Source organism: Streptomyces sp. NPDC001781, from assembly GCF_053596035.1.
Map to the genome: position 1 here is coordinate 74,108 of NZ_JBSFFI010000009.1, position 18,175 is coordinate 92,282.

The 18,175-nt window shown below is 73.5% G+C and carries 19 protein-coding genes and 1 pseudogene; 11 read left to right on the plus strand and 9 right to left on the minus strand.

Annotated features, from left to right (window positions below):
- The first annotated feature begins 19 nt into the window (after positions 1-19).
- On the plus strand, positions 20-1,159 hold the full coding sequence (locus tag ACWCV3_RS11090; RefSeq protein WP_451221699.1) for an XdhC family protein: 1,140 nt from the start codon (positions 20-22) through the stop codon (positions 1,157-1,159).
- Positions 1,160-1,213: 54 nt separating this feature from the next.
- Positions 1,214-1,852: a LysE family translocator gene (locus ACWCV3_RS11095; RefSeq protein ID WP_451221702.1), complete on the plus strand. Its 639-nt coding sequence runs from the start codon at positions 1,214-1,216 to the stop codon at positions 1,850-1,852.
- A 9-nt stretch (positions 1,853-1,861) separates the two neighbouring features.
- Here the strand turns inward: ACWCV3_RS11095 and ACWCV3_RS11100 are convergent, their stop codons facing one another.
- The 4 genes from ACWCV3_RS11100 to ACWCV3_RS11115 form a co-directional block, all read right to left on the minus strand.
- Complete coding sequence (locus ACWCV3_RS11100) at positions 1,862-2,302, minus strand: SRPBCC family protein (RefSeq protein WP_451221705.1); 441 nt, start codon at positions 2,300-2,302, stop codon at positions 1,862-1,864.
- A gap of 229 nt (positions 2,303-2,531) precedes the next feature.
- Positions 2,532-3,323, minus strand: coding sequence for a S1 family peptidase (locus tag ACWCV3_RS11105; protein WP_451221708.1), 792 nt, complete (start codon positions 3,321-3,323; stop codon positions 2,532-2,534).
- Positions 3,324-3,561: 238 nt separating this feature from the next.
- Entirely contained in the window at positions 3,562-6,399 is a 2,838-nt protein-coding gene (locus ACWCV3_RS11110) for an ATP-binding protein (RefSeq protein WP_451221711.1), read from the minus strand.
- A gap of 185 nt (positions 6,400-6,584) precedes the next feature.
- A complete protein-coding gene (locus ACWCV3_RS11115) occupies positions 6,585-7,409 on the minus strand; it encodes a LuxR C-terminal-related transcriptional regulator (RefSeq protein ID WP_451221714.1) in 825 nt (274 codons plus the stop codon).
- A gap of 146 nt (positions 7,410-7,555) precedes the next feature.
- Between ACWCV3_RS11115 and ACWCV3_RS11120 the strand changes: the two genes are divergently transcribed.
- Both ACWCV3_RS11120 and ACWCV3_RS11125 read left to right on the plus strand, forming a co-directional pair.
- On the plus strand, positions 7,556-9,229 hold the full coding sequence (locus tag ACWCV3_RS11120; RefSeq protein WP_451221717.1) for an AMP-binding protein: 1,674 nt from the start codon (positions 7,556-7,558) through the stop codon (positions 9,227-9,229).
- Positions 9,226-10,830 carry an AMP-binding protein gene (locus ACWCV3_RS11125; protein ID WP_451221720.1) on the plus strand — a complete coding sequence of 535 codons (1,605 nt, stop codon included), beginning with the start codon at positions 9,226-9,228 and terminating at the stop codon, positions 10,828-10,830. Before ACWCV3_RS11120 ends, ACWCV3_RS11125 begins: the two co-directional genes overlap by 4 nt.
- A 212-nt stretch (positions 10,831-11,042) precedes the next feature.
- Here ACWCV3_RS11125 and ACWCV3_RS11130 read toward each other — a convergent pair whose 3' ends face one another.
- The gene (locus ACWCV3_RS11130; RefSeq protein ID WP_451221723.1) at positions 11,043-11,276 is read right to left on the minus strand and encodes a hypothetical protein; all 234 of its coding nucleotides are present in this window, start codon (positions 11,274-11,276) and stop codon (positions 11,043-11,045) included.
- A gap of 115 nt (positions 11,277-11,391) precedes the next feature.
- On the opposite strand from ACWCV3_RS11130, the gene ACWCV3_RS11135 reads away from it, so the two are divergent.
- From ACWCV3_RS11135 to ACWCV3_RS11160, 6 genes are all read left to right on the plus strand, one after another.
- The gene (locus ACWCV3_RS11135) at positions 11,392-11,640 is read left to right on the plus strand and encodes a hypothetical protein (RefSeq protein WP_451221725.1); all 249 of its coding nucleotides are present in this window, start codon (positions 11,392-11,394) and stop codon (positions 11,638-11,640) included.
- 51 nt (positions 11,641-11,691) lie between these two features.
- Positions 11,692-12,003, plus strand: a complete 312-nt coding sequence (locus tag ACWCV3_RS11140; RefSeq protein WP_451222047.1) for a helix-turn-helix domain-containing protein — start codon at positions 11,692-11,694, stop codon at positions 12,001-12,003.
- Between the two features lie 118 nt (positions 12,004-12,121).
- Positions 12,122-12,625 carry a 2-oxo-4-hydroxy-4-carboxy-5-ureidoimidazoline decarboxylase gene (uraD, locus tag ACWCV3_RS11145; RefSeq protein WP_451221728.1) on the plus strand — a complete coding sequence of 168 codons (504 nt, stop codon included), beginning with the start codon at positions 12,122-12,124 and terminating at the stop codon, positions 12,623-12,625.
- Between the two features lie 14 nt (positions 12,626-12,639).
- On the plus strand, positions 12,640-12,984 hold the full coding sequence (gene uraH, locus ACWCV3_RS11150; protein WP_451221731.1) for a hydroxyisourate hydrolase: 345 nt from the start codon (positions 12,640-12,642) through the stop codon (positions 12,982-12,984).
- Positions 12,985-12,988: 4 nt separating this feature from the next.
- A complete protein-coding gene (gene pucL / locus ACWCV3_RS11155) occupies positions 12,989-13,903 on the plus strand; it encodes a factor-independent urate hydroxylase (protein WP_451221734.1) in 915 nt (304 codons plus the stop codon).
- 16 nt (positions 13,904-13,919) lie between these two features.
- The gene (locus ACWCV3_RS11160) at positions 13,920-15,287 is read left to right on the plus strand and encodes an 8-oxoguanine deaminase (protein ID WP_451221737.1); all 1,368 of its coding nucleotides are present in this window, start codon (positions 13,920-13,922) and stop codon (positions 15,285-15,287) included.
- A 6-nt stretch (positions 15,288-15,293) separates the two neighbouring features.
- Here ACWCV3_RS11160 and ACWCV3_RS11165 read toward each other — a convergent pair whose 3' ends face one another.
- The 3 genes and pseudogenes from ACWCV3_RS11165 to ACWCV3_RS11175 form a co-directional block, all read right to left on the minus strand.
- Entirely contained in the window at positions 15,294-15,905 is a 612-nt protein-coding gene (locus ACWCV3_RS11165) for a hypothetical protein (RefSeq protein ID WP_451221740.1), read from the minus strand.
- Positions 15,906-15,975: 70 nt separating this feature from the next.
- Positions 15,976-16,782 (minus strand): annotated as a pseudogene (locus ACWCV3_RS11170) (aminotransferase class I/II-fold pyridoxal phosphate-dependent enzyme); the annotation flags it as partial.
- A 7-nt stretch (positions 16,783-16,789) separates the two neighbouring features.
- A complete protein-coding gene (locus tag ACWCV3_RS11175) occupies positions 16,790-17,011 on the minus strand; it encodes a hypothetical protein (RefSeq protein WP_451221743.1) in 222 nt (73 codons plus the stop codon).
- 204 nt (positions 17,012-17,215) lie between these two features.
- Here ACWCV3_RS11175 and ACWCV3_RS11180 point away from each other — a divergent pair, with 204 nt between their 5' ends.
- Positions 17,216-17,452, plus strand: a complete 237-nt coding sequence (locus ACWCV3_RS11180) for a helix-turn-helix domain-containing protein (RefSeq protein ID WP_451221746.1) — start codon at positions 17,216-17,218, stop codon at positions 17,450-17,452.
- Positions 17,453-17,688: 236 nt separating this feature from the next.
- Here the strand turns inward: ACWCV3_RS11180 and ACWCV3_RS11185 are convergent, their stop codons facing one another.
- Positions 17,689-18,069 (minus strand): hypothetical protein, encoded by a 381-nt coding sequence (locus ACWCV3_RS11185; RefSeq protein WP_451221749.1) that lies wholly within the window; start codon positions 18,067-18,069, stop codon positions 17,689-17,691.
- Positions 18,070-18,175 lie beyond the last annotated feature (106 nt).

An 18,175-nucleotide genomic window follows, 5' to 3' on the forward strand; every position in this document is an offset into this window, starting at 1 on the left:
CGCGTCAGGAGGCCGCCGGATGCTGGACATCGCCGAGGAACTGACCGCGTGGGCCGCCGAGGGCCGGGACTTCGCCGTCGCCACCGTGGTCGCCGTCGGCGGCAGCGCCCCGCGCAGCCCCGGCGCTGCCCTCGCTGTCGACGCCGGGGGCAGCGCCGTCGGCTCGGTCTCCGGCGGGTGCGTGGAGGGCGCGGTGTACGAGCTGTGCCGACAGGCGCTGACGGACGGCCGGCCCGTACTCGAGCGCTTCGGGTACGACGGCGAGGACGGCCTGGGAGTCGGACTGACCTGCGGCGGAACCGTCGACGTGCTGGTGGTGCCGGTCCGTGCCGACAGCCCTCAGCGGCAGGTGCTCGCCACCGCGCTGGACGCCGCCGCCGGCGGCCGGGCCGTCGCGCTCGCCCGGATCGCGGCGGGGCCGCCCGAACTGCTCGGCGACGCCCTGCTCGTCCGCGGCGACGGCACCCGGCACGGCGGCTTCGGCGGCCACCTCGACCTCGACCGCACGATCGCCGCCGAGGCCGCCGCCTTCCTGGACACCGGCCGCACCGGCACCCTGGAGGTGGGCGCGCGGGGCGCGCGCTGCGGGACGCCGGTCACCGTGCTGATCGAGTCCGCCGTCCCCCCGCCCCGCATGATCGTGTTCGGCGCCGTGGACTTCGCGGCCGCGCTGGTCCGGGTCGGCAAGTTCCTCGGCCACCACGTCACGGTGTGCGACGCCCGGCCCGTGTTCACCACCCGGGCCCGGTTCCCCGAGGCCGACGAGGTGGTCGTCGACTGGCCGCACCGCTATCTGGAGCGCACCGGGACCGACGCCCGCACGGTGCTGTGCGTCCTCACCCACGACCCCAAGTTCGACGTGCCGCTGCTCCGGCTGGCCCTCGGTCTGCCGGTCGCCTACGTCGGTGCGATGGGCTCCCGGCGCACCCACCTCGACCGGCTGGAGCGGCTGCGTGAGGCGGGTGTCACGGACCGCCGGCTGGCCCGGCTCCGTTCCCCGATCGGACTCGACCTCGGCGCCCGCACCCCGGAGGAGACGGCGCTGTCCATCGCGGCGGAGATCGTCGCCGCCCGGCGCGGCGGCACCGGGACCCCGCTGACCGGCGCGTACGTCCCGATCCACCACGACCTGCCCCTCGGGTCGGGCTCGCCCGCCTGAGCGGGGGCGGAAAACCGGTTACGGTCACCGCGGCGGGCGTGCTTGCATGGCGCAATGCCTCCCGCCGACCGTCTCCTCGCCTTCGCCGCGCTGTCCCTGCTGCTGATCGTGGTGCCGGGTCCGAGCGTGCTGTTCGTCGTCGGCCGGGCGCTCGCCCACGGCCGCCGGGCGGCCCTCACCACCGTCCTCGGCAACACGCTGGGCGCCTATGTGCTCGTCGCGGCCGTGGCGCTCGGCGTGGGGTCGGTGGTGGAGCGCTCGGTCCTCGCCTTCACCGTGCTCAGGCTCGCGGGCGCCGCCTACCTGGTGTACCTCGGGCTCACGGCATGGCGGCGGCGCGGCTCGCTGCGGGCCGCGTTCGGCAGAGAGGCCCCGGCGCAGAGCGGACCGCGCACGCTGTGGGACGGGTTCGCCGTCGGGGTGGCCAACCCCAAGACGATCGTGTTCTTCGCCGCCGTCCTGCCCCAGTTCACCGACCCCGCCCGGGGACGGGTGCCCCTCCAGATGCTGCTTCTCGGGCTGGTGTTCAACGCCGTCGCACTCGTCTGCGACAGCGTCTGGGGGCTGGCCGCCTCCGCCGCGCGGGACTGGTTCGCCCGCTCGCCGCGCCGGCTGGCGGCGGTCGGCGGCGCGGGCGGACTCGCCATGGTCGGGCTCGGGGTGACGGTCGCGGTCACCGGCCGTACGGACTGAGACCGAGGCTCACTCGCGCCTGAGCAGCCCGTTCAGCACGCGCCCGAACATCCACTGGGCGGAACTCGTCACCACGCCGTCGGCGGCGCGCGGCAGGAAGGACACGCGCAACTCCTCCCGCCAGACCGCGCGGGCCCGCCCGCCGGGTCCCGGCAGCACCTCGATCTCAGCCCAGCCGAGCACCACCCGGCCGCGCTTCTCCAGCCGGCAGAACCCCGGTTCGCCGTCCAGCGGAGGCCGCCACACGGTGATGTCCATCGGGTCGTCGAACTGCAGCGGACCGACACCCGTACGGGCGAGGATGCGGGTGCCCACCCGGGTCGGCGGGGGCGGCACCACCGTCATCCGGGTGAGCGGCACCAGATCCCCGTGCCGGGGCCAGTCGGTGATCCGGCGCCAGGCCTCGTCGAGCGGAAGGGGGACGGTGCGTTCGAGCGTGAAGAGAGACACGCCTCATCGTAGAGAATCGCCGTACGCCACCTGGGGGTTCACCCCGGCGGGTCACCTGCCCGGCGGATGGACCGGAGTGACACCGGCGCATGCGGGGCCGTGCGCGCCCACCGGCACGCCCCCGGTCGTGCCCCCGCACACAGTGGATAGGGAGGCGCTGCGGGCCGCTCGTGGTGGCTCGCAGCGCCCCCCTGTCATGCACCCGAGCAGGCTCGGGAAATCCTCCGGGTCAGGAGTTGACCTGTGCGGTCACCAGGCTGGAGAAGGTGGTCAGCCGGGTGTAGACCCCCGGGTAACCGGCCTCCGCGCAGCCCTCCCCCCAGGAAGTGATCCCTGCCAGGACGCCCCCGATGATCAGGGGACCGCCGCTGTCGCCCTGGCAGGTGTCGACGCCACCGGAGCTGAGTCCGGCGCAGACCATGTCGGACTGGACGAAGTCCGAACCGTAGGAACTGAGGCAACTGGAGTCGGACACGGTCGGCACCGTCGCGGTCCGAAGCTGGTTGGAGGAGCCGCCGTTCTCCGAGGTGGTGCCCCAGCCGAGGATGCGGGCCGTGGTGCCGGCCGCGTACACGCCGGTCTGGGAGGAGGAGACGTAGGACACCGGGGTGTACGGCATCGACGTCGACAGGGTCAGCACGGCCACGTCGTCGCCGCGGGTGGCGTCCGTGTAGTCCGGGTTGATCCAGATCTTGCCGACGCGGCTCACCGTGCCGTTGGTGCCGTTCAGGTAGGTGCGGCCACCGACCACACGGACGCTGCTCGTGGACTCGCCGACCATGCAGTGGGCCGCCGTGACCACCTTCCTGGCGGACACCAGGGTGCCGCCGCAGAACTGGCTGCCGGACGCGTCCGTGATCTGCATGACGTACGGGTACGCCGTCGTGGTGGTGGTCGTGCCGCCCACGATCGGCTGGGGCGCGGCGCTCGCCGCGGGGGCGGCCACGAGAGCGGACGCCGCGGCGGCGGCCGTCGCCAGCACGGTCACGGCGGTCTCTCTGGCACGTCTGAGCCCGAACATGAGTCTCCTCAGTGGGGGTTGCCGGTGGGGGTCGCACGGGTGTGGGGGGTGGTGCACGGGGACGGGGCACCCCCGGCTCCGGTGGAGCGGAGAGGGGTGGGATTCCGAACCCGTGTGCCCGGCGATCGGCACGTCCCTCACGCTAGGACCCGGAACTCCCGCCTCCCAATGAGGGAACCCCCTAGGGGGGCCGGGGGAGGGAAAACCCTCGGTCCGGCTCAGTTAACCGGGGGCGCCGTCACTTCGCGCGGCGACCTGCGGCCAATCGGACGATGTCGACGCGAGAGCGGATGCCCAGTTTCCGGTAGACCCGGGTCAGGGTCGCCTCCACCGTCTTCACACTCACGAACAGCCGTGCGGCTATCTCCCGGTTGGTGGCCCCCTCCATCACCAGCGCGGCGACCTGACGCTCCATCGCGGCCAGCCCCGCCAGCGCGTCCAGGGTCTCCGGGGCGTCCGGCACCGGCTCCGGCGGCGCAGGCTCCGGCGTGCTGCGGGCCTCGTCCACCCGGGCCAGCCACGGCAGCGCCCGGCAGCGCCGGAACAGCCGGGTCGCCTCGTCGTACACCGTGCCCCTGCGGCGGGCCCCCTCGGGGGAGCGGGCGCGGAGCCCGGCCAGGGCGAACGCGGCACGCGCCGCCTCCAGCCCGTAGCCGAGCTCGGTGAGCCGGTCCTGAGCGGACGTCAGCCGCGTCAGCGCGCCCTCCCGGTCGCCGCGGGCCGCCCGCACCAGGGCCTCCGCCCGGTCCAGGACCGCGAGCACGCTCGCCCGGCCGAGACGCTCGGCGTGCTCCCGGCTGGAGTCGATGAGGTCCTGCGCCTCGGCTGGTTCACCGATGCGGACCAGCGCCTCCGCGAGGTCTCCCTGCCAGCGGCCGCGGGCCGGGTCGGTGATGCCGAGGTCCTGCTCCAGACGGCGTACCCGGCGCAGCGCGCGCACCGTCCCCGCCGCGTCCCCGGCAACCAGCTGGGCGTAGCCGAGGGCGGCGAGCGCCCGGGAGAGGTACATCTGGTCGCCGTCCTGCTCGGCGTGCCGCACCGCCTCGTGGGCCAGCGACAGCGCCCGCCCCACATCCCCGCCGGACGCCTCGGCCAGCGAGGTCAGCATGGCGGAGGCGGTCTCCCCGATCCCCGAGTCCCGTGCCAGCCGGAGCGCCTCGCGGGCCAGCTCCAGGGCGCGCCCGCAGTTTCCGGCGTGCAGCTCGGTCTCCGCGAGCCCGCGCAGGAAGTGCACCTCGCTCTCCACCGAGCCCCGCCGCCGCACCTCCCCCAGCAGCGCGGTCACCGTGCGGCGCGCCTCGGCCAGCCGGTCGCCCATGACCAGCCAGCGGAACCGCGCGCTGCCCGCCCCGTTGTGGTGGGACGCCACCGAGGCGACCTGCGGCTCGCGCAGCGCCCGCTTGATCGTGCGGGGCGCCTCCGGATGGCCCATCAGGGTCTCCGTCTGCGCCTGGAAGGCGAGTGCCAGCAGCTCGGTGCGCCGGTCCCCGCCGTGCTCGGCCAGCGCGGCCGCGTGCGCGGCGGCGGTGCGGGCCTCCGTGAAGTCGCCCTGCACGATCAGCGCCCGCCAGGCGAGCTGGTAGTTGACCAGGGCCAGCAGCCGGGGGTCCTGCCCGGCGTCGGCGAGCGCCTGCGGGAAGACGGCGTCGACCTCGGCCATGGTGTGCCCGGCGGTGTCGATGACGACGATCCAGGCCCGCACCCGTTCGGCGGCCACGGCGGTACGGCTGAGCACCTCGCGGGCGATGTCCCGGGCGAGGTCGACCTCGCCGGCCGTGATCGCGTCCTCGGCCGCGGTGAGCCGCCGCTCCTCGGCACCCGGCACGCAGCCGGCCGGGGTGCGGCGCGCGGCCAGCAGGCCGAGCTGTGCGGCGACGGAGGGCGCGCCCCGGTCGCGGGCGAGGGTCGCGGCCCCGGCGAGCCTCGCCGCCACCTCCGGGTCGGTGCCGGTGGTGGCCAGCGCCAGGTGCCGGGCGCGCTCGATCGGGTCGGAGGCCGCGGTGGACAGCGCCGCGTGCGCGGCCCGCCGCTCGGGCGCGGGCGCCTCGGCGTACAGGGCGGCGGAGATCAGGGGGTGCGCGAACCGGACGGCCGGAGCCTCCGGCTCGGTGGCGAGCAGGCCGAGTTCGGCTGCCTGGGCGCACTCCGCCTCGGCGTTCTCCCGGCCGGCCGCGTGCAGCAGGGCCGGGGTGGGGCGGGCGCCCGCGCTGGCCACCAGCAGGGTGCGGCGGGCCTCCACCGAGAGCATGTCCAGCCGGCTGAGCACCAGGGCGCGCAGCGAGGTCGGCACCGGCAGCGGCTCGCCCGGCCGGGGCGGGGTGGGGCTGTCGGCGAGCGCCCGGCTCAGCTCCAGTGCGAACAGCGGGTTGCCGCCGCTGGTGCGGTGGATCTCGCGGACCGTGGAGCGGGGGAGCGCCCCATGGCCCCGGTGGTCGAGCAGCCGGGCCACCTGGGTCCGGTTCAGGGGGCCGAGCCGGACGGCGGCGGTGTCCGGGGGGCAGGCGCGCAGATGACGGTCGTACTCCTGGCTCTCCGGGCCCTCGGTGCGTACCGCGCACAGCAGTTGCACCGGGGTGCCGCCCAGGCGGCGGGCGGCGAAGCCGAGCAGTTCGGCGCTGGCCGGGTCGAGCCACTGGAGGTCGTCGGCGACCAGCAGCACCGGTCCGCGTGCGGCGAGGGCACGCAGGGTGGAGAGCACCGCCAGACGCAGGGCGAGGCCGTCGCGCTGGAGGCTGGACTCGCCCCGGCCGGTGAGCGCCGACTCCAGTGCGGTCAGCTGGGCTGCCGGGACGTGCGGCGCGATCTCGTCCAGGACCAGCCCGAGGAGGTCGGCCAGGGCGAGGAAGGGCAGATGCGATTCGGACTCGGTGGCCGAGCAGCGCAACACGGTGTGCGCGGTGGCGCCGTATTCCTCGGCCAATGCCCGCAGGAAGGTCGATTTACCTATTCCGGCCGGGCCGTGCACCAGCACACTGCCGCCCGAGGCGAGCTGTTCCTTCGCGCCGGCGAACAGCTCTTCGCGGCCGATGAGCAGGTCGGGGCGGCATCGGGCAGGCTCCTGGAAGTCCCGTCGCACGGTTCGCCCGCTCCCCTCGTGTGTCGTGTCCGGGCCGAATTCTAGGCAACGGAGCCCGGAATTCGGAGAGAAGTCGTGGTGAGGGAAATAACAGCCCGTCAAGCATCACGCAATTCGAAGCGGTCCTATGTGAATGGCATGTTTCGCCGGTGGTCGCCGAGGACCGGAGTGTCCGGTTCCGGCCCCTAGGGGAGGACCCCGGCCCGGCGAGCCGCCGTCACCGCCTCCCCCCGGGTGTGCGCGCCCAGTTTGCGCATCGCCGCGCGCAGGTACCCCTTCACCGTCTCCGGACGCAGGCCCAGCCGGTCGGCGACGGCCGCGTTGGTGGCGCCGGTCGCCACCCAGGTCAGCACGTCCAGTTCGCGCGGGGCCAGCGCCCCGGTCCCCTGCGGCGCCGACGCGGTCAGCAGGTCGCAGGCGGCCAGCAGTTCGGCCCGCAGCTCCGGGTCCGCGATCCGCGGGGCCAGCGCCCGCAGCGCCGCGTGCGCCTCCCGTACGTGTTCCAGGCGGGCCCCCGGCTCCGGCACCGCGGGCCGGAGCGCGGCCAGCAGCCCCCGCGCCTCGTCCCGTGCCGCGAGCGCCCTCTCCACCTCCCGCGCCGCCGCCACGGCCCCGCCCAGTACCCGGTCGCCCAGGGGCTGGGCGGTGCGCAGCGCGCCGTACAGCACCCCGCGCACCCGGTGCCTTACCACCAGCGGCACCGCGAGCACCGAGCGCAGGCCCTCGGCGGCCACCGGGGCGTCGTACTCGTGGCTGATCCGGCGGGAGCCGGCGTAGTCCGGCACCGCGCAGGCCCGGCCCAGCGCCAACGCCCGGCCGCCCAGTCCGGTGCCGGAGGTCACCACCAGCGAACGCAGCGCGGCCGTGGCGGTGCCGCTCAGCTCGCTGATCCGGATCTGCGCCGCGCCGGGCCCGACCGCTCCGCCGAAGGCGACCGGCAGCCCCGTCGCGCGCCGCAGCCCGGCCAGTGCACCCCGAATCTCCGCCGTCGCCACGGCATCTGCTGTCACCTTCTCGCTCCTTCGTGCCACCACCCCCGTTCGGGGGTGGTGAGACCCGCATCACGGATTAGACGATGGGGGAGAGCCGCCCGGCAATGGTCCGGGACGCGGGAGTGCGCCGGCGGTGGACGGCCGCGGCAGCGAGGAGGACACGGATGACGACCCCGACGGAGCTGTTCCGCAGCGCCCGCGATTTCCTGCTGGAGCACCGGGAGGACTACCGGGGTGCCTACGACGGCTTCCGCTGGCCCGACTTGGAGCACTTCAACTGGGCGCTGGACTGGTTCGACGTGATCGCGGAGGGCAACGACCGCACCGCCCTGCACATCGTCGAGGAGGACGGCGGCGAGACCAGGCTCTCCTTCGCCGAGCTGTCCGACCGCTCCGACCGGGTGGCCAACCATCTGAAGGCGCTGGGCGTCGGCGCCGGGGACCGGGTGCTCGTCATGCTCGGCAACCAGGCCGAGCTGTGGGAGACCATGCTCGCCGCGATGAAGCTGCGCGCCGTGGTCATCCCGGCCACCCCGCTGCTCGGCCCCGCCGACCTGCGCGACAGGGTCGACCGGGGAGAGGTCGCGCACGTCATCGCGCGCGCCGAGGACACCGCGAAGTTCGACGAGGTACCCGGCACCTACACCCGGATCTCGGTCGGCGGACTGCCCGTGGAGGCGTGGGAGCCGTACGAGGACGCCTACGCGGCGCCCGCCGGGTTCCTGCCCGACGGGCCGACCCTCGCCGACGACCCGCTGATGCTGTACTTCACCTCCGGGACCACCGCCCGCCCCAAGCTGGTCGAGCACACCCACACCTCGTACCCGGTTGGCCACCTCGCCACCCTCTACTGGATCGGGCTCCGCCCCGGCGACGTGCACCTCAACATCTCCTCGCCCGGCTGGGCCAAGCACGCCTGGTCCAACCTCTTCGCGCCCTGGAACGCCGAGGCGACCGTCTTCGTCGTCAACTACTCCCGCTTCGACGCCGGCCGGCTGATGGCCGAGATGGACCGGGCCGGGGTCACCACCTTCTGCGCGCCGCCCACCGTGTGGCGGATGCTGATCCAGGCCGACCTGACCCAGCTCGCCACCCCGCCCCGCGAGGCCGTGGCCGCCGGGGAGCCGCTCAACCCCGAGGTGGTCGAACAGGTCCGCCGGGCCTGGGGCGTCACCGTACGGGACGGCTTCGGGCAGACCGAGACGGCCGTGCAGATCTCCAACAGCCCCGGTCAGGAGCTGCGTCCGGGCTCCATGGGCCGGCCGGGCCCCGGCTACCGCGTCGAACTCCTCGACCCGGTCACCGGGGCGCCCGGTGCCACCGAGGGCGAGATCGCGCTCGACCTGTCCGCACGGCCCCTCGGGCTGATGACCGGCTACCACGGCGACCCCGGGCGCACCGCCGAGGCGATGGCCGACGGCTACTACCGCACCGGCGACATCGGCTCCCGCGACGCGGACGGGTACGTCTACTACACGGGCCGCGGCGACGACGTCTTCAAGGCCAGCGACTACAAGATCAGCCCCTTCGAGCTGGAGAGCGCGCTGCTGGAGCACGAGGCGGTGGCCGAGGCGGCGGTGGTGCCCGCGCCCGACGACCTCCGGCTCGCGGTGCCGAAGGCGTACGTGGTGCTCGCCGAGGGCTGGGAGCCCGGCCCCGGCACCGCGAAGGCGCTCTTCGAGCACTCCCGTGAAGTGCTCGCGCCCTACAAGCGGCTGCGCAGGCTGGAGTTCGGGCCGCTGCCCAAGACCGTTTCCGGCAAGATCCGCCGCATCGAGCTGCGCGAGGCCACGGCCGCGGGCTCGGCGGACGAGTACCGCGAGGAGGACTTCCGGTGAACCTCTCCTACACGCACGGCACCGGCGACACCGCCCTGCTCGGTGACACCATCGGCGTCAACCTCGCTCGTACGGCGGCCACCTGGCCGGACCGGGAGGCCCTGGTCGACGTCCCCGCCGGACGCCGCTGGACCTACGCCGAGTTCGCCGCCGACGTCGAGCGGCTGGCGTGCGCGCTGCTCGCCTCCGGGGTCGCCAAGGGCGACCGGGTGGGCGTCTGGGCCGTGAACCGGGCGGAGTGGGTCCTCGTCCAGTACGCCACCGCGCGGGTCGGCGCGATCATGGTCAACGTCAACCCGGCCTACCGCACCCACGAGGTCGAGTACGTCCTCGGGCAGGCCGGTGTCTCCCTGCTGTTCGCCTCCACCCGGCACAAGGGCAGCGACTACCGGGCGATGGTGGACGAAGTCCGCCCGAGGCTCCCGGAGCTGCGGCGGACGGTGTACTTCGGCGACCCGGGCTGGGACGAGTTCACCGCGCTCGGTGCCGGTTTCCCCGAGGAGCGACTGCGCGCCCGGGAAGCCGAGTTGTCCTGTGACGACCCGATCAACATCCAGTACACCTCCGGCACCACCGGCTTCCCGAAGGGCGCCACCCTCTCCCACCACAACATCCTCAACAACGGCTTCTTCGTCGGGGAGTCGGTCGCCTACACCGAGCAGGACCGGATCTGCGTACCCGTCCCCTTCTACCACTGCTTCGGCATGGTGATGGGCAACCTCGCGGCCACCTCCCACGGCGCCTGCATCGTCATCCCGGCCCCCTCCTTCGAGCCCGCGGCCACCCTGGAGGCGGTCCAGCGGGAACGGTGCACCTCGCTGTACGGGGTGCCCACGATGTTCATCGCCGAGCTGAACCTCCCCGAGTTCGCGGACTACGACCTCTCCACCCTGCGCACCGGCATCATGGCGGGCTCGCCCTGCCCGGTGGAGGTCATGAAACGCGTGGTCGCCGAGATGCACATGGCCGAGGTGTCCATCTGCTACGGAATGACCGAGACCTCCCCGGTCTCCCTCCAGACCCGCGTCGACGACGACCTGGAGCACCGCACCGGCACCGTCGGCCGCGTGCTGCCGCATCTGGAGGTCAAGGTGGTCGACCCGGCCACCGGCACCACCCTGCCCCGCGGCGCGGCCGGCGAGCTGTGCACCCGCGGCTACAGCGTGATGCTCGGCTACTGGCAGGAACCCGGGAAGACCGCCGAGGCCGTCGACAGCGGCCGCTGGATGCACACCGGCGACCTCGCCGTGATGCGCGAGGACGGCTATGTGGAGATCGTCGGCCGCATCAAGGACATGATCATCCGGGGCGGCGAGAACATCTACCCGCGCGAGATCGAGGAGTTCCTCTACGCCCACCCCAAGATCCGGGACGTCCAGGTGGTCGGCGTACCGCACGAGCGCTACGGCGAGGAGGTGCTCGCCTGCGTCATCCCGCTCGATGCGGCCGACCCGCTCACACTGGACGAACTGCGCGCCTTCTGCCGTGACCGGCTGGCCCACTACAAGATCCCGAGCCGGCTCCAGCTCCTCGACGCCTTCCCGATGACGGTGTCGGGCAAGGTGCGCAAGGTCGAGCTGCGTCGCGCGCACGGCTCCTGACGCGCTTGCGGGGCGCGGTCGCCCCCGTGGCCCTCCGCCAGGGACCGCGCCCCGCCGGACCCCGGACGCAGGTCCCGCCACCCCCGTCCCGGCGGGACCTCACACCCTCGACCCGCCCCTGTTCCGAGGGCGGTCGAAGCCGCGCGGTCTTCAGAGGCCGATCCGAGGTCCGCCCGGACGCCCGGAACCCACGGCTCGTGGCGTCCGCTGCCTCACAGTTCGTGTTCCGACAGTCCCGGCCAGTCGTCCGGGCCGCCGCCCAGCCAGTCGATCAGGTCGCTCTCCTCCACCTCGACGCGGTCGAGGTCGGCCAGGCGGAGGATCTCTATCACGTCGTCCAGGTGCGAGGCGAGACCGAGGGTGACCTCACCCTCGGTGACCCGGCGGGAGCCGTCCAGCGCCGGGGGGTGCACCACGATGTGCGGATACCGCGTCGGATCGGCCATGGGTTCAGCGTCCTGCGGATCGGGCGGCGCCGCTACTCGACGGTGGTCCCCGCGCCGGGGCCGCTTCCCCGGCGGGTCCACTAAGGTCGTACGACCTGGAGCCGGGGAGGAAGAGTTGAGACTGCGAGTGGAGTTCACCACCGAACCCTTCGACCTGGACGTCCCGCCCGCGCACGCCGTGGCGGCACGCGAGGTCGTCGAGGGCGGCGGTCTGGACACCGTGGACGTGGGCCCGTTCGGCACGATGGCCGAGGGCGGTGCGGAGGAGGTGCTCAGGGCCGTGGACGCGCTGCTGCGGCGTGGCCTGGAGGCCGGGGCGACCCGGATATCCCTGCAGGTGAACGTGGTCGGGGAGGGGCGGTAGGTGACCGCCGGGGAGCCCTTCCTGGCCGCCCTGCGGCCCCTCGTGGACGCCATGGGCGGCGAACTCCTTCCGCCGGGCGAGGCGGGCCCGGACGACGTGGTGCTGGCCTGGGAGGGCGCCGACGTGGTGGCCGTGCGGCTGCCGCAGCTCGGGGAGTCCCTCGACCACATCCTCGCCGCGCTGGAGCGCCGGGAGGGGCGGCCGCTGGCCGAGCTGGACCGCAAGGCCAAGCAGGAGATCGTCCGGACGCTGGAGGCCCGCGGCGCGTTCGCCGTGCGGCACGGTGTGGAGACGGTGGCGGGGGCACTGGGCGTCAGCCGCTTCACCATCTACAACTACCTCAACCGGGAGAAGGGGCGCTGAGTCCGTCCGGGGCAGTTGACCCGGAATTTTCAACAAAGTGTTGACGCGCCGTCGCGCCGAGGCGTTAGCTGACGGCACCCCGTCCGGCACGACGGCCCTCGCGGCCACGGAGGCGCCCGTGACATCGCCCGCCACCCCCCTGGGCCTGGCCCGGTTCAACGCACTCGGGGACGAGGCCGCGCTCGCCTCCCTGCACGAGGTGTGCGCCTCCACCGCCTGGGGCCGCCTGCTCCTCGTCGCCCGCCCCTACGCCACCGCGGACGACCTGTACCTGGCCGCCGACGCGGCCCTCGCCCGACTCGGCGCCGACGACCTGGCCGAGGCGATGGCGGGCCACCCCCCGATCGGCCGCCCCGAGCCCGGCGACCCCGCCTCCACGCGGGAGCAGCGCGGCATGGCGGACGCCTCCGACGAGCTGCGCGCCGAGATGCTCGAACTGAACCTCGCCTACCAGGACCGCTTCGGCCATGTCTTCCTGATCTGCGCCACCGGCCTGACCGGCGAGCGGATGCGGGACGCGCTCAGGGAGCGGCTCGGCAACACGCCGGAGCGGGAACGGGAGACCGCCCGCGCCGAACTGGGCAGGATCAACCGCATCCGCCTGGCCCGACTCGTCGCCTGAAGGGCGCCCGCACCATGACCACCACCGCCTCCGTGTCCACCCACATCCTGGACACCTCGCTCGGCCGCCCCGCGCGGGACGTCACCGTCCGCCTCTCGGCCCGCACCGGTCCCGGTGCCGGCTGGCGGCCGCTCGGCGAGGGGACCACCGACGCCGACGGCCGCTGCCGGGACCTGCCGGTCCCGCCCGGCGACACCGCACAGGTACGGCTCGACTTCGCCGTGGAGGCGTACCTGGGCGACAGGGAGGACGCGTTCTTCCCGGAGGTGACCGTCACCTTCGCCGTACGGGCCGGGGAGCACTACCACGTCCCGCTGCTGCTCAGCCCGTTCGGCTACTCCGTATACCGAGGGAGCTAGCTTCATGGCAGAAACGTCCCGCCCGGCCGGGCCCGCGATCCTGGCGCAGAACCAGTACGGCAAGGCCGAGAACCGGGTCGTCCGGATCACGCGCGACGGCGCCACCCACCACATCAAGGACCTCAACGTCTCGGTCACCCTCAGCGGCGACATGGACGACGTCCACTACTCCGGCTCCAACGCCCACGTCCTGCCGACCGACACCACGAAGAACACGGTGTACGCCTTCGCCAAGCGGTACGGCATCGAGTCCGCCGAGCAGTTCGGCATCCACCTCGCCCGGCACTTCGTCACCTCCCAGGAGGCGATCCGCACGGCCCGTGTCCGGATCGAGGAGTACGCCTGGGACCGGATCGGCGCGCAGGACACCGGGCACTCGTTCGTCCGCAGGGGCCAGGAGGTCCGGCTCACCCAGGTCTTCCACGACGGCACCGCCTGGCAGGTGGTCTCCGGCCTGGGGGGCCTGGTGGTGCTGAACTCCACCGACTCCGAGTTCTGGGGCTACGCCAAGGACGAGTACACCACCCTGCCCGAGGCGCACGACCGGGTGCTGGCCACCGAGGTCAACGCCCGCTGGCGGTACGGCTGGACCGGTGAGGGCGACGCGCCCGACTGGGACGCCTCCTACGCGGGGACCCGGCGCCACCTGCTGGAGGCGTTCGCCGGGACCTATTCGTACTCCCTCCAGCAGACCCTGTACGAGATGGGGGCGCGGGTGATCGGGGAGCGTGCCGAGATCGACGAGATCCGGCTCTCCCTGCCGAACAAGCACCACTTTCTCGCCGACCTCACGCCCTTCGGGCTGGCCAACGACAACGAGGTGTACCTCGCCGCCGACCGGCCCTACGGCCTGATCGAGGCGACCGTGCTCCGCGAGGGCCGCGAGGCGGCGATCCCGGTGGACCTCACCAACCTCTGAGAGCGAAGGACGAACCGTGGCACCAGCCGAGCGCATCGTCATCGAGAACTGCGCGATCGCCACCGTGGACGCCGACGACACCGAGTACGCCACGGGGCACCTCGTCCTCGCGGACGACCGGATCGAGTCGGTCGGCGCGGGCCCGGCCCCGGAGGGGCTCACCGGGGTGGCCCGCCGGATCGACGCCACCGGGCACCTGGCCACGCCCGGCCTGGTCAACACCCACCATCACTTCTACCAGTGGCTCACCCGGGGCCTGGCCACCGACCACAACCTCTTCGACTGGCTGACCGCCCTCTACCCGACCTGGGCGCGGATCGACGAGGACATGGTCTCGGCGGGCGCGCGGGGCTCGCTGGCGATGATGGCCCGCGGCGGGGTCACCACCGCGATGGACCACCACTACGTCCACCCGCGAGGCACCGGTGACCTGTCCGGCGCCATCGTGCGCGCCGCCCGCGACACCGGCGTCCGCTTCACCCTGGCCCGCGGCTCGATGGACCGGGGCGAGTCGGACGGCGGGCTGCCGCCGGACTTCGCGGTGGAGGGCCTGGACGAGGCGCTGGCCGCCACCGAGGCCACCGTCCGCGCACACCACGACCCCTCCTTCGGCGCGCTGACCCAGGTCGCGGTCGCGCCCTGCTCGCCCTTCTCGGTCTCCACCGAACTGATGAAGCAGGGCGCGGAGCTGGCACGACGGCTGGGGGTACGGCTGCACACCCACGGCTCGGAGACCGTGGAGGAGGAGAAGTTCTGCCACGAGATGTTCGGGATGGGCCCGACCGAGTACTTCGAGTCCACCGGCTGGCTGGGCGAGGACGTGTGGATGGCGCACTGCGTCCACATGAACGACTCCGACATCGCCGCCTTCGCCCGCACCGGCACCGGCGTCGCGCACTGCCCGTCCTCCAACGCCCGGCTGGCGGCGGGGATCGCGCGGGTGCCGGACCTGCTGGCGGCGGGTGTGCCGGTCGGGCTGGGCGTGGACGGCACCGCCTCCAACGAGTCCGGCGAACTCCACACCGAGCTGCGCAACGCCCTCCTGGTGAACCGTCTCGGCCCCCACCGGCAAGCCGCGCTCACCACCCGCCAGGCCCTCCGCCTCGGCACCCACGGCGGCGCCCGAGTCCTCGGCCGGGCCGCCGAGATCGGTTCCCTGGAGGCCGGCAAGCTCGCCGACCTGGTGCTCTGGCGCATGGACACCCTGGCCCACGCCTCCATCGCCGACCCGGTGGCGGCCCTGGTGCTCGGCGCTCCGGCCCCGGTCACGGCCTCCTTCGTGGGCGGCCGGCAGATCGTGGCGGACGGGGTGCTGCTGCACGTGGACGAGGACGCGATCGCCCGGACCACCCGCGAGCAGGCCCGGCGGCTCGCGCGGAGCTGAGCGGGGTCAGATGCGGCGCGGGGACGCCAGGAGGTGGCGGGTTCGGGTGCGGGCCTCGGTGTACTCGCCGCACTGCCAGCCCGCCGCCTCCAGCGTGACCGCGTACGGCCCAAGTGCCGGGCCGTACACCGCGACCGCCTCCGGCTGCGGGGTCGCGCGGACGCGGTAGCCCGGCGTGCCGGCGTGTTCCGGCGGGTGGCCCGCCGCCTCCAGGGCGAGGGCGGCGGCGCGGACCAGGTGGGTGCGTTCCCAGCCGCAGGGCCGGCCGGTGGCGCCGTCGGGGTTGGTCATGCGGCGCAGTTCCAGGAGCCCCTGCCAGGCGTCGCGCACCTCGCGCGTCCGGGCGGGGCCGGACGGCGCCTCCTCCGCGCCGCCGACCCGCGCGGCGAAGACACCGGCCGGTTCGGAGGCGGTGGGTGCGGCGGGCTCCGGCGCGGGCTCGCGCAGGCGGTGCCCGGCCGGGGTCAGGAAGTGGTCGTGGGGCGGGCGGGGGTGCCGGAAGGCGAAGCCGAGCCGGACCAGGGCCGCGAGCTGGGCGTCCGTGCCCCGCAGCCGTCCGGTGCCGGGGTCGGCGTCCTCGACGACGCGCCGCTGGGCGGGGGTGGGCGGTCGTGCCACGGCGGTGCTCCCTCAAGTCCGCTGCTGGTCCTCGAAGCGTACGGCCGGGCACTGACAGCCCCCTGCGGAGCTACTGCCGGTACCCGCTCAGGAAGCGGCCGATCCGGCCGATGGCCGCCTCCAGGTCGTCCGCGTGGGGAAGGGTGAGGATGCGGAAGTGGTCGGGGGCCGGCCAGTTGAAGCCGGTGCCCTGGACGACCTGGATCTTCTCGCGGAGCAGCAGGTCCAGGACGAACTTCTCGTCGTCGTGGATCTTGTGCACCTTGGGGTCCAGGCGCGGGAAGGCGTACAGCGCGCCCTTGGGGCGGACGCAGGAGACGCCGGGGATCTCGTTCAGCTTCTCCCAGGCCACGTTCCGCTGCTCGTACAGCCTGCCGCCCGGCGCGGTGAGTTCGTGGATGGACTGGCGGCCGCCGAGCGCGGCCTGGATGGCGTACTGAGCGGGCGCGTTGGGGCACAGCCGCATGGACGCCAGCATGGTCAGGCCCTCCAGGTAGCTCCTGGCGTGCTGCTTGGGGCCGGTGATCACCAGCCAGCCGGAGCGGAACCCCGCCACCCGGTAGGTCTTGGAAAGCCCGCAGAAGGTGAGGACGACCAGATCGGGCGCGAGGGCGGCGGCCGAGTGGTGGACGGCGTCGTCGTAGAGGATCTGGTCGTAGATCTCGTCCGCGAAGACCATCAGCCCGTGGCGCCGGGCCAGGTCGAGGATGCCCTCGACGATCTCCTTCGGGTACACCGCGCCGGTCGGGTTGTTGGGGTTGATGATGACGACGGCCTTGGTGCGGTCGGTGATCTTCGACGCCATGTCGGCCAGGTCGGGCGCCCAGTCGGACTGCTCGTCGCACAGGTAGTGCACCGCCTTGCCGCCCGCCAAGGTTGCTCGGCTACCCACTTTTCTTGATGGGTGCGGCGATCTCGGAGACCAGGGCCAGGGTGTCATCGAGACGCCGGCGGAGGGTCTCGATGATGAGGATCAGTCCGGCCGGTTCGATCTGGGAGAGGTCTTCGGTGCGCGTGTAGTCGAGGTCGCGGCGGGCGTAGTCGACGCGGGCGTGCTGGAGATCGGTGAGGGGGGTGAGGGGCGGCTGGGGGAGGCCGTCGGTCATGGGGTGCCACCTGTGAGTCGCGCTGGTGCATGCATCGTGCACCGATCGTTACGGGGGTGTGGGGCTGGAGGCAATGCGTTTCGGCAGAGCGTCACTCGAACGAGTGTTTTATTTACGTGACGGTTGCGGCACCCACACACCGTGATCAAAGAATGTACGCTCGACGATACAGACATTCGATCATGGTCGGGTCACCGTTGGCGAGTGCCATCCGCCTCGCCGCCCGACGACTGGGTCATCACCCGCCGCCGGGAAATCGGGGCGCACATTCGGCGCCACCGGCTTCACGCCAACCTCACGCAGGAGCGCCTGGCGGAGGCGGCAGGGCTGGACAGACAGTCCATCAACCGGATCGAGCAAGGTCGTCAGGCTGCGATCATCGACAACCTGATCCGCATCGCGCGCGCCCTCGACGTGCCCCTCGCAGACCTCGTCCAGTGACGGCTGCCGCCGACCGGTCCCACGCCGGCGGCAGCCTGTGCGGGACACCCCCCATGTGCCGTGGGTGTCCCGCGCCCGGCCCTGACCGGCCGGGAGTCAGTAGGTGCGCGGCCGCGTGTGCCGGGGCGGCGTGCAAGGGGCCGGGCAGACGGTGATGGAGGCGGCGCCGCTCCCGGTTTCGATGGGGATCTCCTGGGGCTTGCCCTTGATGGGCCGCCCGCACCGGTCACACAGCATCAGCAGTTCCCCCTCGCCAGTCGGCCGGCGTCGCGGTGAAGGTGGTACAGGCCGCCGCCGATCGGGCAGCTCTTCCAGTCCTCGCCGTGGCAGGGGCCACAGCCCATGGAGTGTTCGGCCAGCGCGTCGAAGGCGTGCGCGGCAATGCACTGCCCGCAGGACTGCGGGAAGGCGGCCACTCCCTCGCGGATCTCCTCGCCGAGGTCGACGGCGGCGGCGAGCGGGATCGGCCGCCCGCCCCAGACGCAGGCGCGTCCGGCGCGCTGGTCAGCGCCGAGCTCGTCCAGGTCGGGGACGCCGAGGTAGGGCAGCAGCTCGGCCGGGAAATCGGCGGGCGGGCGCCCTGCCGGTACCGATCGTGCGGCGGTACGGTGGCTCACGTCGACTCCTCAGCAGTCGTCCACACCCGGGGCCGTGACAGCGGCCGCCGGGGTTGTCCGCTTCGATTTCGCTGACGTAGATCAGCGCTCCCCCGTAGCGTTTCCT